This window comes from Paenibacillus sp. M2 (genome assembly GCF_046713495.1).
GTDB classification, from domain to species: Bacteria; Bacillota; Bacilli; order Paenibacillales; family Paenibacillaceae; genus Paenibacillus; species Paenibacillus amylolyticus_B.
Genome location: NZ_CP169648.1, coordinates 3,328,678 through 3,341,144, shown reverse-complemented (window position 1 = coordinate 3,341,144; position 12,467 = coordinate 3,328,678). Strand labels below are relative to the sequence as shown.

Here is a 12,467-nt window from a genome sequence, read left to right as displayed (position 1 = left end):
AATAACCCCAACCTTGATTATTAAGCCATAAAAATAGCATGATCTAGACATGAATCTCAGTAAAATGTGAAGACCAAAAAAGCGATGGTTGCCCATCGCCTCATAACATCTAACATACTTTTCAGTAATATAATTCCAACGTAAAACCTTGGATTTCCGCTTCCACATCTCGCAACAATTCCATGACTTGATCTGCGTAATCACCAAGAGTTTCTTTACTTTTCTCGAAACCAAGCCATTGAACAGTAAGCGGCATGCTTACAGCCCCAGTCAAGACATCCCACAGCGCGTCCAAATTGCCTCCGTAGTTCTCGTCTAACTCAAGCTGGTTCTGGAGCACTTGATGCAACTCTTCCTTGCTGTGAATGTGGTATCCGTCAATTTGAATATTGCTCATATCATGACCTCCGTTTATTTTAACTGTTCAAATGACTTGTAATGATCTGTCGTCTGGTAGATTAAACCGTCATTCGAGTATAGAATTCGGTCGCTTCCGCGCCGTCCTCCTGAGTAATTGATATCAGCTTCATACCATATCCGGCCTTTTTTGCTGGGGAGTAGCCCTTCCCGGTTACCGAACACATCGCCGCCGATGCTTTTGCCTGGAGCGACTTCATGTAGATTCCCTTCACTTGGCTCCCAGCCCAATTCCCTGGCCTCTTTCTTGGTAATGTAATTCGGTGGGAGTTCATGATGCTCCGAGATATAATTGGCAACTTCATCAAATCCCATATCCTCTGATACTTGAGGTGATCCGATATCCAGCACAGACTCTGATGTACAACCCGAGAACATTAATGCAGCGAGGACAATCACTAACGTGTAAACAAATTTTCTGAAAAACATAATCTTTTCTCCTTTGAATGTTCTTGCTCTTGCTGTGTCTTCGTTTTTAAGCCTATCATTGAACCGAAATTCAATCAATATAAGAAGTTAGCCCTTCTCCATTGAGGCACAACCATATCCTTCAACTAAAAAAAGCCGCTAAAATAGCGACTTTAATCGTACCACGGATCATTACCATTCAACACATTCATTTATGATCTTATTTGAATCGATCCATCCAGTTCTCCAACGCTACAACAACCTCTTCCAACTGCTTCTCTTCTGTAACTTTAGGCTGATTATCTCCTTTTTGCATACCGTATGAGCCAAATTGACCATGATTTCCACCTTCAATACTTACATAAGTCGTGTCTTCTGGAAGGTTTGCTTTGGCGCTTTCCCAGGATTCCCTGTTAAGCACCCCATCATTCGAGCCTGTAATCTGTAAAATAGACAAGTTCGTATTCTTTAAGCTCCCCCCATCATCTGCATAGGAAGCCAGGAAAAAGACGCCTGCCAGCTTTTCATTGTGCTCCGTAGCATACCGTGCTGCGAATGACCCTCCCAATGAATGTCCGCCAATTATAAAAGCTTCGTTAGGATGTTCCTCGATAAACGAATCTGCCTTGTTCTGACCGAAAATCGCCAAGTTCATTGGCATGATAGCGATATAAACGCGGTGTCCCTGTTCTGCCATTTCTCTAGCAAGTGGAGAATAACTTTCAGGTTTGACTAGACCTCCTGGATAAAAAATAATATTCGGTTCGGTTACCTTTGTATTCACGGGTTCAAACCGGTAACCGTCCTTCAACTTGGTGACAGTAACCTGAGCGTCACTTGTTATTGCCGCTTCAGCTCGTTCAGAAGGACTATACGTAACCGAATTGAGATATACGAGCACTCCAGCCACAATGATCACGATGGACAAGATCGTCCACATGATTATCTTTTTCCATTTGTTTGTACGTTGTGCTGTTTTCAACCTTAAAACCACCTTAGTATGAGGATAATGATATGTCTTTTTTAACTCTTCATAATTATACTTACCGGTAAGTATAATTACAAGATGATTTTGCTAACCATCGTTATTTGTCATAAACTATTCATGGAGGGAAGTCCAATGACAGAAAAATCACACAAACGTTTGCCTGGAAGACCCAAACATGGCGATGACGATATCTCAGTTCAGCAAACGATTATTCATACAGCTTCAAAGCTATTCATGGAGTACGGCTACGAAACAGTCACACTCCAGCAAATTGGTAAAACATGTAACGTGTCAAAACCAACCATTTATTATCATTTCACCAGCAAACCAGAGCTTTTTAAGGTTGCCTTTACATCGATGTTACAAAATGTGAGCCGGTTAACCTCGCATATCCTTGATCAAGCCGAGAATCTGGAGTCGGGACTTGTGCGTTTGGCAGAGGCCAGACTGGCTAATCCACATGCAGAGATTGAAACCATGCTGAGAGAAGCTGAACCTTTTCTTGAACCAGCTCAAATTCAGGATATACGCAACGCAGAGCATCTGATTCACGAAGTGTTAGCCTCCCATTTCCAACGGGCAATGGATGAAAACAGACTGCGAACGGACGATCCATTTTTCCTTGCAGAGACCTTCTCGACATTGATGTTAATGGGTAATCGGGAAGATAACCTGCATAAATATGGTTCCAATCTTTCATTGGGCCAAAAGCTAGTAGAAATTTTCATTCGCGGAGCGCAATAAAATTCAGGGCAACAAGGAGAGCTGACATGAATATCCCTAGAGGAACGTATGGGTTTCGATTCGCCGAAGACAAAGAGCTCCAACTGTGCGTACTCTATGCGGCTGGAAGTGATTCAGTAACCGATCCGGCCTATCATTGGGATGGACTCGAACGTTCAGACGGGCCTCTCCTGTTATTCCAATATACCATTTCGGGTGAAGGTGTATTTGAGTCGAATAATCGCATTCATCATATTACCGCAGGACAAGCTTTTTTGGCAGAAATTCCGGGAGAACATCGCTATTACTACCATTCAACATCAAAAGAGCCTTGGGAGTTTCTATTCTTGCTGTTCAGGCCAACTCTTATTCTGCCCCATTGGCGAAAATTCCTTCGGGAAGCTGGAGAAGTTCCCTATCTTCCCGCTGATTGTACACCCATCCGATTGTTGCGGATGATCGTGACTGATGCGGCGGCAGGCAGGATCACTGATCCTCTGATCGCATCATCCAGTGTATATCAGTTCATGACAGAATTGACCCGCTTACAGAAAACAACATTACGCAACAGGGAGAATTGGTCTGAAAACATTCAAATAGCCGTTGAATACATAGAGAACAATTACTCCAAGATGATCAGTATTGATCACCTTGCCGAGTATGTTTCCCTTTCCAAATATCACTTTATACGTCGCTTTTCCTCCAGTACAGGCTTGACTCCAGGTGCTTATCTGACCCGTGTACGTACCGAGAAAGCTTTCGAACTGCTGCGCGGAACTACTCTTAGCATTGAAGTCATCGCCGAACAAGTTGGTTATTCCAGTGGAAGTTATTTTATCAAAGCTTTTCGCAGTATAACTGGGGTTACGCCAGGTGAATTTCGAAGCGGCGGTGAAAGCCTTGTATACCGTAAATTATTCTTCGACTAACCGCAATATTTTGCTATTACACACTCAACATTACTGTAGATATTAATAAAATCCTTTATTATGATGAATTTAGCGAGAGCAATAATTAATCAGTAGAGGAGTATTCCCATGAATCATACGCTTGCAGCATCAACTCCACCGCTTGGCTGGAACAGTTGGGATTGTTACGGCGCGGCCGTTACGGAAGACGAAATTCGTGGCAACGCGGAGTACATGGCAGAACATCTTAAAGACTTCGGCTGGACCTATATTACGGTCGACATTCAATGGTACGAGCCTTTGGCCAATTCTTCGCAATATCGTCCATTCGTTCCACTAATCATGGATGAATATTCACGGCTTATGCCTGCTGAGAATCGGTTTCCCTCCGCTGCAGGTGGACAGGGATTTAAGCCGTTAGCCGACTACGTTCATAGTCTTGGACTGCAATTTGGGATTCACATCATGCGTGGTATTCCACGTCAAGCTGCACATGCGGCTACTCCGATCCTGGGTTCAACCTCCACTGCGCGCGACATTGCTCATCCAAACTCCATCTGTCCATGGAACACAGATATGTACGGTATCGATAGCTCAAAAGAAGGCGCGCAGGCCTATTACGATTCGCTCTTTGAACTGTATGCACAATGGGGCGTTGACTTGGTGAAAGTAGACGATATTGCTGCTTCCAGGCTCTACGATACCCATCAGCCTGAGATCGAGATGATATCCAAAGCGATTGCGCGCTCCGGTCGGCCCATGGTACTAAGTCTCTCTCCTGGCCCTGCTCCAGTAGAATACTCAGAATTCTTGGCTGATCATGCCAACATGTGGCGTGTCACGGACGATTTCTGGGACCTTTGGCCGCTGTTATTGGATATGTTCGACCGCTGCCGGACGTGGCAGGGCGTTCCCCAAGCAGGCTGCTGGCCAGACTGTGATATGTTGCCTTTGGGTCATATCGGTATCCGTTCTGTAGACGGTGGTGGAGCAGATCGCTGGACTCGGTTCACACCTGACGAGCAGTTGACGATGATGTCACTGTGGAGCATCTTCCGTTCCCCGCTCATTTTTGGTGGTGAACTGCGAGATAACGATGACTGGACGCTGTCCCTGCTAACCAATCGTGAGGTTCTGCGAATGCATCGCGAGAGTTATGGAGCCAAAGAAGCCTTACGCAAAGACGATCTTATTGTGTGGACTGCCCAGCATGCGGATGGTTCCTCTTACGTCGCTGTATTTAACACAGGAGAGAAATCTCTTCCCGTGGATCTGTCTTTTGATAAGGTCGGACTGTCCGGCATTATCGAAGGTACGGAGTTGTGGAGCGGAGAAGCAGCTGAATTTACAGAGAATTCCTTATTTACGACTGTGCCATCACATGGTGTGCGTCTTTATCGCTTTTCCTAAGCTTGCAAAAGAAAAAGAGAGGTCCGTCGTTCATTAGACAGACCTCTCTCTCATTTCATGTTCATCGCTAGAATGGATTACATTCAGTTTCCATTCGATAGTCTATATGTATCCATGGCTTGAACGGCCAGATGAAATGCTTTAATCCTTCTTTCCAGAAGAGTCTTTTGAGGGCTACCTTCTTTGGCCTTGGCATACATGTTCTCAAGGGATGGAAACAATCCAATTAAGACAAGTCGGGCTTCTGCTATATCTTCCTTGGTGTATGAATGAGCTTTTTGATTCCACTGTTTATCCAACAGTGCTAGACCAATGTAAAAAGCTTGGAGACGTTTCTGTAGCAATGTTGTGTTAGTACTTTTCTGAGTCATATTCACTAAAGCATTCTCCGATTTGCGGATGGTTGATTGAAAGGCTTTGATGGATTCCAGTTTGTCTTCCTGTGACACATTTTCCATAGCGTGCTAACCTCTCTCTCTTGCTTTATTTGGTATTCAAATATATTAAATTAAATCACCTCATAAATATAACAAAAAAAGCCGCTAAAACTAGCGACTTTCAATGTGATAACTGTATAGTCTTGATCAGTTCTAGAGTACCTTCTCCAAAAAGCTGATCGTCCGTTCATTCTTCGGATTTCCAAATATCTGTTCAGGGGTACCCTGCTCTACAATATAACCACCGTCCATGAAGATGACACGATCAGCTACTTCACGTGCAAAACCCATCTCATGAGTAACAATAATCATCGTCATGCCTTCGCTCGCGAGGTCCTTCATAACACCAAGGACTTCTCCTACCATCTCAGGGTCGAGCGCCGAAGTTGGTTCATCAAATAACATAACGTCCGGATTCATAGCAAGCGCACGAGCGATAGCTACACGTTGTTTTTGTCCGCCCGAGAGTTGACTGGGGAAACTATCCGCTTTATCAGACAACCCGACACGATCGAGTAGGCTAAGACCTGTTTTTCGAGCCTCTTCTGCGTTTAAAACCCCTAATTCTCTTGGCGCAAACGTTATATTTTTCAAGACGTTAAAATGAGGGAATAAGTTAAAATGTTGAAACACCATGCCGATATTTTCACGTGCTTTATTAATGTTGGTTTTAGGATCATTGAGATCCTGATCATCCACGATAACTCGACCAGCTGTGATATCTTCCAATTGGTTGATGCAGCGCAAGAAAGTACTTTTTCCTGAACCGGAAGGCCCGATGACACAGACCACTTCACCTTCGCTGACAGCCACATCAATTCCCTTAAGAACCTGATTTGTGCCGAAACTTTTTTTCAAACCTTCAACTTTAATTTTAGCCACGACGAACCTTCACCTCCAGATAATCAGCAATTTTGGTCAGTGTGATGATAACAATCAGATACATAACAGCAACCGTTAACCAAATGTCAAAAGAGGAGAACGTTCTTGCAATTACAATTTTACCCGATTGTGTCAGCTCTACGAGACCAATAACGGATAAGATGGACGTATCCTTCAGCGTGATAACCATCTGGTTAATGAAGGACGGAATCATAACACGCACTGCTTGCGGAATGACAATCTTAATCATTGCTTTGCGATAAGGAAGTCCCAATGAACGGGCAGCTTCCATCTGACCACGATCAATCGATTGAATCCCGCCTCGGATAATTTCGGTTACGTACGCCCCTGCATTCAGACTAAGTGTCAGAATAGCCGCCAAGAACAATGGCATTGTGAAACCCATCGCCTGTGGAATCCCGAAATAGATAAAGAATGCCAGGACAATCAACGGAATACCGCGGAAAATATCCACAAATACGGTGGCAACACCACGAAGGAATTTGTTCTGTCCCACTTTCATAAATCCGAAAATCAGACCGATGATAAACGCGAAGAACAGGGACACAATTGTGTATATAAGTGTGTTTCCGAGACCTTTAAAAAGTGCAGGAAGAGATTTCTGAATGAGCTCCCAACGACTCTGATTAGCAACCGTCGGAGCGTTCTCACCAAGATATTTCTCGGTAATGCGCTTATATTCACCATTAGCTTTGATATTGGCTAGACCTGTATTAAACATCTCCAGAAGCTCCTGGTTTTTCCCTTTGCTTACTGCAAATCCATAAGGAGCCCCTTCTTCTTTTTTTGTAACAATTTTCAATCCGTTATTCTGATTGACGCCATAAGCCAGCACAGGATAATCTTCAAAGCAGGCTACGGAATTACCGGTTTTTACATCTTCATACATTTGGTAGGACTCATCAAACGGAACGATCGTAAATCCATACTCCGAAGCAATGGACTCTGCAAAACTATACCCTTCTGTTCCGGTTTTTACAGCTACCTTTTGTCCACGAAGGTCTTCATAACTTTTGATTGTGTCATTGTTGGCACTAACCCCCATAACGACACCTGATTCAAAATAAGTATCGGAAAAATCAAATTTTGCTTTTCTTTCATCCGTAATACTCATCCCTGCAATGACACCATCAACCTGATTGGCTTCAAGTGCCTGTACAGCTGCATTAAAACCCAAAGCTTTGATTTGATACTTGAAATTTTGGTCTTTGGCGATGGCATCCAGCAAATCCATATCGATACCTACAAAATCACCATTCTCATCTTCATATTCGAATGGAGCAAATGTGACATCAGTTCCAATAACATAGGTCTTACCGGAATTGGATGTTGCAGCGGCTTCCCCCGCCCACCCTGATAGACCGCTCACCAGGAGCAGCATCAGTGAAAGTATAAAAAATGAAATCTTCGTTGTTTTCATGTGTCCTCCCCGTCTCGGTGTTGTCCGAATAATCATTATTTTCTTTGGAATCGGTATTGCTATTAAACTTTTTGTCGATCTTCTACATATTTGATTGTTATTATTTACTGTATATTAACAATCAATGCTTTGCCTTTCCACTTGCAACATTTTCCTCCATCATTTTTTTCCAACCAGTAAAAGCCCTCTTCATACTTACCCTTTAGGTAAGCTTTACGAAACCCAATATTACATCGCGAATCTGAAAAAAGTGCATTTACTTTAAAACGTATTATTTAAAATTTAAAACTCAAAAAAGCCGCGATTTCCGCGACTTTTTGTTGTACAGTTTTTTTATCATCTATTAATTTGCTCTGGTTGTCAATACAATCTCGAACTTCGAACCAGCTTCACCCGCGAACACAATGGTTCCGTTCTCAGGCAATACAATTTCGTTTTGTCCACTGACCACTGTATGATTAATGCCTACGCCCGCTTGGTTGTATACAGCAAATGCGCTGTTTGCAGACATCTTGACCGCCATTTCTTTACCGGCGACAGATGCCGGAATCGCAAACCATGTAGCATGACCATTTGCTTGAATTGTTGTCTTCGATTGTCTTCCCGCATAGATCGGTTTTATGATTTCTTGAGCAGCGTAGACATTGCCTCCAGCTGTAACGTATTCCACGCCATTTTCCTCATAGAAATTGAACTCCATCGTGTCACGTCCGGCTAATCCAGGAATTTGCAATTGGTTTACGGCTTGGTTAGCCCCAGTGATTTTATTGGTGTAGATATAACCAGGCAGCTCATTAAAAGTATGAATGGGAATGATCGGCATGGCTACATTGTACAAAGTTGATGTGTATTTTTCATTGACCAACACGTACGCTTTGCCTTCCCGTTTCTGCCATGCGGCCTTTACTTCTGCAGACAATTCATTAGTTTCAAGCTTTTCTGCCTTATATTCCGAAGAAGCAACTTGTCCAAGTCCGGGAACAGACTGATACGAGCGAGACCACAAGTATGTGTTTCCGTTGACTTCCTGAACGAATTTGAGCTTTTCCGTACCCTCATCATTAATGAATGAGCCATCAGCACTGTAAGTATATGTCTGATTAGTTCTGTTAGGAGACGACAGATAAGATATCGTCATTTGTCCGCCATCCTTCACGGTCAAGTTCATTAACATGTTTGCACCACTGCCATACGTACCCGTATGCTGTGTAAGTTCCTTCGGCATGGTTGTTTTTACAGGTGCCCCATGTGACTTCTCCGGCTTACGCTCTGGAATAATATTCTTTTCCTCAAGCGCACCAAGCAACAGTTCAGTTGCCAGCAATTGATCCGTTGAGCTGTGACCACCCGAAGAGGTTACGGCAGCAGCCATATTATATTCCGGTAACACAATCAATGAGGAATGATAGGTTATCGTATTGCCACCTTTGCTTATTGCCTGGATGCCGTAATCATTAAAAGGAAACAGGTTCACGCTATCCCACCCCAGGCCATAGCCAATGGATGAATCCCCTTCTTCCGGCCACATGCCTCTCTTGTATTCTTCCTGTTCCATGGCCTCTACGGATTCCTTCGAAAGAACACCTTCAACCTCACCTGTAAAGATTTTCGAGAACTGAACCAGATCTTGAGCGGTGGAATAGATGCCTCCTGAGGCAATCATATTTGTAGTCTCTAATGGAAGTTTCTCCTCTTGTGACGGGGAATATGTTGCTGCCATCTGGCTAAGGTCCACAATATCCTGCGGTGTTTTAGTATGATCCATCCCAAGTGGTTCCGTTATGTAACGGTGCATGAAAGTGGTGAAACTCATGCCGCTGACGCGCTCAACCAGAATTTCTGCTAATGTAAAACCATCATTACTATACACCGAGTATGCGCCAGGATCGGCCTTCAGATGTTGCGTTCCCAATTGTTCCAGTAACGTATCATGTGCATAGGTATCATTATCTCCAAACAATATTGCACTGTTACTTGATGTTCCGAGAAGTCCGGATGAATGATTCAGTAACATGCGTGGTGTAATTTGTTGGTAACGCTTGTCTTTCATTTTAAAGTCCGGAATATACTTCACGACAGGCTCATCGAGATCAATCTTGCCTTGGTCAACGAGCTTCATAACGGCGGTTGTGAGCATCATTTTGCTGGTTGAACCAATGCCATACATGGTATCTGAAGAAAGCGGGATGTTGTTTTTCAGGTCATTTTTGCCTGCCTGACCGGTGATCACAATCTCACCATTCTCCATCAGTGCGTACTGCACACTTGTCGTAGCGTATGATTCAGTGAGTACCTTGGCCTTTGCACTTACTGCCTTTTTAGTTAGATCATACGTAGGGCTACTACCTTTACTGATAGCGGATGTGGCCATGGCCGACATTGGGGACATCATCGCAAACACCAAGGTTATGGCGGCAATCGTTGTTCGTTTCTTTCGTGTCAATCTCATCTTCTCCTGTCTAGTCTATGGATTAGGAATCTCTGTGTTAGTACTCCCGTAGTGTAACCGAAGAAGATGAACTGTCTGTGGCTTGAATATGAATCGAGTATGAACCAAGCAGGATCAACCCAAATAGCTTGGACACACGGTATAAATCGCTTTAGTCCAGCTTTTGTTTTGTTTACAAATTAAACTTTTGCTATAATGGTATATCAATCAATGGAGTGCCAATAACATGGCTAAGTACATAAATAATGCAATCCATAATTCAGCATGAGTAATGGAGTTGAAGCAATGCTAAAAGTTAATCGGAATGACCAACGCCCGATCTGGCAGCAACTTCTGGATCAAGCGATTCATAATATTACAACCGGGAAATGGCAACCAGGCGAATTGCTACTCCCCTCACGCGAACTTGCTCAATTAATTGGTGTTTCACGCTCAACCATACAGATTGTGTACGAGGAATTATTCAGCCGAGGGTATACGGTAACCTCCCGACGAGCCGGGACTAGGGTTAGTGATTGGACTTATGCACCTCGTTCATCAGAAGACGTCACGATGCAAGGACCTATTCCGCCCGAACTGCCTACACTAAACAAATCGATTGGTCATCTGCATAGTTGGTTTGGCAATAGAGACAATCGCAAAATAGAAATCGATTTTAATCCCCACGAACCTTATCTGGATGAAAGTTTCACAAAAGCCTGGAGGCAATCCTTTTTACAAGCTTCCACTGAACCCAATCTGGATATATGGGCTTATGGCGATGCCAGAGGATTACTGGCGTTAAGAGAACAGATTCAGCGTTATTTGTCACTTGAACGAGGCATTCATATCGATGTGGATCAAATCTTGTTAACCTCAGGTGCTCAACATAGCATTGATTTAATTGCCCAGGCACTCTTAAGTGAGGGAGACAGAGTTTCCGTAGAAGATCCCGGCTTCCCTGCCGCTTGGATGGCGATGAAATACCGCCGGATGCAAGTCGATCCCATTCCAGTCGATGAGTATGGATTAAGTGTAGATCATATTCACCCACAGACGAAACTTGTATTTGTCACACCTTCTCATCAATGCGCCGTTGGCGTTATTATGTCGGAGCCACGCAGGCAACAATTGATGCACTTGGCAGCTCATCATCGATATTGGATTGTTGAGGATGACTACGATAGCGAATTTAGGTACCGTGGAGATCCACTTCCAACTATATTTAGTCAACAACCTCAGAATACGCTTTATATGATGAGTTTTTCCAAAATGGTTGCACCAGGCATTCGACTATCCGCTATCATCGGTCCCAAAATAGCCATCAATCGCCTTACCCAAGTTCATGAATTAACCTATCGTCATCTGCCGATTATGGAACAATTAACGCTAACTCATTTTATTGAGCGTGGTCATTTTATGCGCCATATGAGAAGAGTTCGGAACATATATCGACGTAGACACGAAGTCATGACCAAAGCCATTGTTGCTTCAGGGCTAGGCTCACGATTTACATTAAGTGGTGTGGAGACGGGATTACATATGCTTCTGGAATCTGAAACGTCATTTGACGAAGAAGCGCTGACGAATACCGCCCTTGATCAAGGTGTACGAGTGTATCCACTTAGTAGGTATTGCTTGGAGAGTCATCGAAAAGGATGGATATTAGGTTTTGCGAAAGTGGATGAGGAGCAGATTGAGGACGGCATACGCCGGCTTGCAAAGATTGTATTATGATGGAGAACATGCTCTCCAATCGGATTCGAAAGGATGTTTTTTGTAATGAAAATTTTAGTGTTAGGAGCCACCGGACGGGTTGGAAATCATTTCTTCTCTAATGCCCTACGTTCCAATCATCATGTAACTGCACTGGTTAGAAGCCCGGAAAAGCTACAAATCAGCGATGACAATTTCGTTCTGCATCAAGGAAACGCTTTAGTCAAAGAGGATATTCATCACGCCATACAGGGTGTTGATCTCGTTGTTAGTTCCTTAAGTACCGATGGAACGACTACATTATCGCAATCCATGAGACATATTGTTGAGGCTATGGCTCAGGAGCGTATCAAAAGAATCATTACCATTGGTACAGCAGGAATACTGGAAAGTCGAACGGATCCTGGCTTGTTTCGTTTTCAATCCCCTGAGTCCAAACGTAAGTCCACGCGAGCAGCTGAAGAGCATCTGGAGATGTACAACATTCTCAAAGCTTCAAAGTTAGAATGGACCATCGTGTGTCCTACCTACTTATTTGATGGAGAATCCCCCGATAAGTACCGGGTTGAGCGCGACTACTTGCCTGACGGTGGAACTTCAATATCTGTAATCGATACGGCAGAGTTTGCTTATCAACAATTAATGTCTGATGAGTATGTACAGTCACGTGTAGGCATAGCCTACTAGGGTGTCTCCTAAATCTCAATTA

At 43.7% G+C, this 12,467-nt stretch carries 12 protein-coding genes; 5 read left to right on the top strand and 7 right to left on the bottom strand.

Annotated features, from left to right (window positions below; translation table 11 throughout):
* Positions 1-121: 121 nt before the first annotated feature.
* From ACETMN_RS15280 to ACETMN_RS15270, 3 genes are all read right to left on the bottom strand, one after another.
* Positions 122-397 carry a barstar family protein gene (locus ACETMN_RS15280; protein ID WP_091016304.1) on the bottom strand — a complete coding sequence of 92 codons (276 nt, stop codon included), beginning with the start codon at positions 395-397 and terminating at the stop codon, positions 122-124.
* Positions 398-411: 14 nt separating this feature from the next.
* The gene (locus ACETMN_RS15275; protein WP_091016306.1) at positions 412-846 is read right to left on the bottom strand and encodes a ribonuclease domain-containing protein; all 435 of its coding nucleotides are present in this window, start codon (positions 844-846) and stop codon (positions 412-414) included.
* 199 nt (positions 847-1,045) lie between these two features.
* The gene (locus ACETMN_RS15270) at positions 1,046-1,807 is read right to left on the bottom strand and encodes an alpha/beta hydrolase (protein WP_091016308.1); all 762 of its coding nucleotides are present in this window, start codon (positions 1,805-1,807) and stop codon (positions 1,046-1,048) included.
* Between the two features lie 138 nt (positions 1,808-1,945).
* Here ACETMN_RS15270 and ACETMN_RS15265 point away from each other — a divergent pair, with 138 nt between their 5' ends.
* From ACETMN_RS15265 to ACETMN_RS15255, 3 genes are all read left to right on the top strand, one after another.
* Positions 1,946-2,557 (top strand): TetR/AcrR family transcriptional regulator, encoded by a 612-nt coding sequence (locus tag ACETMN_RS15265; protein ID WP_091016311.1) that lies wholly within the window; start codon positions 1,946-1,948, stop codon positions 2,555-2,557.
* A gap of 26 nt (positions 2,558-2,583) precedes the next feature.
* Positions 2,584-3,465, top strand: a complete 882-nt coding sequence (locus tag ACETMN_RS15260) for an AraC family transcriptional regulator (RefSeq protein WP_091016313.1) — start codon at positions 2,584-2,586, stop codon at positions 3,463-3,465.
* A gap of 108 nt (positions 3,466-3,573) precedes the next feature.
* A complete protein-coding gene (locus ACETMN_RS15255; protein WP_091016315.1) occupies positions 3,574-4,854 on the top strand; it encodes a glycoside hydrolase family 27 protein in 1,281 nt (426 codons plus the stop codon).
* A gap of 83 nt (positions 4,855-4,937) precedes the next feature.
* Here the strand turns inward: ACETMN_RS15255 and ACETMN_RS15250 are convergent, their stop codons facing one another.
* The 4 genes from ACETMN_RS15250 to ACETMN_RS15235 all read right to left on the bottom strand — a co-directional run bounded on the left by ACETMN_RS15250 (position 4,938) and on the right by ACETMN_RS15235 (position 10,063).
* On the bottom strand, positions 4,938-5,312 hold the full coding sequence (locus ACETMN_RS15250) for a hypothetical protein (protein WP_091016317.1): 375 nt from the start codon (positions 5,310-5,312) through the stop codon (positions 4,938-4,940).
* A gap of 132 nt (positions 5,313-5,444) precedes the next feature.
* Complete coding sequence (locus ACETMN_RS15245; RefSeq protein WP_091016318.1) at positions 5,445-6,173, bottom strand: amino acid ABC transporter ATP-binding protein; 729 nt, start codon at positions 6,171-6,173, stop codon at positions 5,445-5,447.
* Entirely contained in the window at positions 6,166-7,614 is a 1,449-nt protein-coding gene (locus tag ACETMN_RS15240; protein WP_091016320.1) for an amino acid ABC transporter substrate-binding protein/permease, read from the bottom strand. Before ACETMN_RS15240 ends, ACETMN_RS15245 begins: the two co-directional genes overlap by 8 nt.
* 343 nt (positions 7,615-7,957) lie before the next feature.
* Positions 7,958-10,063 carry a serine hydrolase domain-containing protein gene (locus tag ACETMN_RS15235; protein ID WP_179198521.1) on the bottom strand — a complete coding sequence of 702 codons (2,106 nt, stop codon included), beginning with the start codon at positions 10,061-10,063 and terminating at the stop codon, positions 7,958-7,960.
* Positions 10,064-10,348: 285 nt separating this feature from the next.
* On the opposite strand from ACETMN_RS15235, the gene ACETMN_RS15230 reads away from it, so the two are divergent.
* Together ACETMN_RS15230 and ACETMN_RS15225 are read left to right on the top strand one after the other, a co-directional pair.
* Complete coding sequence (locus tag ACETMN_RS15230) at positions 10,349-11,779, top strand: PLP-dependent aminotransferase family protein (RefSeq protein WP_091016324.1); 1,431 nt, start codon at positions 10,349-10,351, stop codon at positions 11,777-11,779.
* A 45-nt stretch (positions 11,780-11,824) separates the two neighbouring features.
* Entirely contained in the window at positions 11,825-12,445 is a 621-nt protein-coding gene (locus ACETMN_RS15225; protein ID WP_091016325.1) for an NAD(P)-dependent oxidoreductase, read from the top strand.
* Positions 12,446-12,467 lie beyond the last annotated feature (22 nt).

What these genes read in the sequence shown, in the direction of transcription:
- ACETMN_RS15280 (WP_091016304.1), bottom strand. Translation starts at nt 397, where the DNA reads ATGAGCAATATTCAAATTGACGGATACCACATTCACAGCAAGGAAGAG.
- ACETMN_RS15275 (WP_091016306.1), bottom strand. Translation starts at nt 846, where the DNA reads ATGTTTTTCAGAAAATTTGTTTACACGTTAGTGATTGTCCTCGCTGCA.
- ACETMN_RS15265 (WP_091016311.1), top strand. Translation starts at nt 1,946, where the DNA reads ATGACAGAAAAATCACACAAACGTTTGCCTGGAAGACCCAAACATGGC.
- ACETMN_RS15260 (WP_091016313.1), top strand. Translation starts at nt 2,584, where the DNA reads ATGAATATCCCTAGAGGAACGTATGGGTTTCGATTCGCCGAAGACAAA.
- ACETMN_RS15255 (WP_091016315.1), top strand. Translation starts at nt 3,574, where the DNA reads ATGAATCATACGCTTGCAGCATCAACTCCACCGCTTGGCTGGAACAGT.
- ACETMN_RS15250 (WP_091016317.1), bottom strand. Translation starts at nt 5,312, where the DNA reads ATGGAAAATGTGTCACAGGAAGACAAACTGGAATCCATCAAAGCCTTT.
- ACETMN_RS15240 (WP_091016320.1), bottom strand. Translation starts at nt 7,614, where the DNA reads ATGAAAACAACGAAGATTTCATTTTTTATACTTTCACTGATGCTGCTC.
- ACETMN_RS15235 (WP_179198521.1), bottom strand. Translation starts at nt 10,063, where the DNA reads ATGAGATTGACACGAAAGAAACGAACAACGATTGCCGCCATAACCTTG.
- ACETMN_RS15230 (WP_091016324.1), top strand. Translation starts at nt 10,349, where the DNA reads ATGCTAAAAGTTAATCGGAATGACCAACGCCCGATCTGGCAGCAACTT.
- ACETMN_RS15225 (WP_091016325.1), top strand. Translation starts at nt 11,825, where the DNA reads ATGAAAATTTTAGTGTTAGGAGCCACCGGACGGGTTGGAAATCATTTC.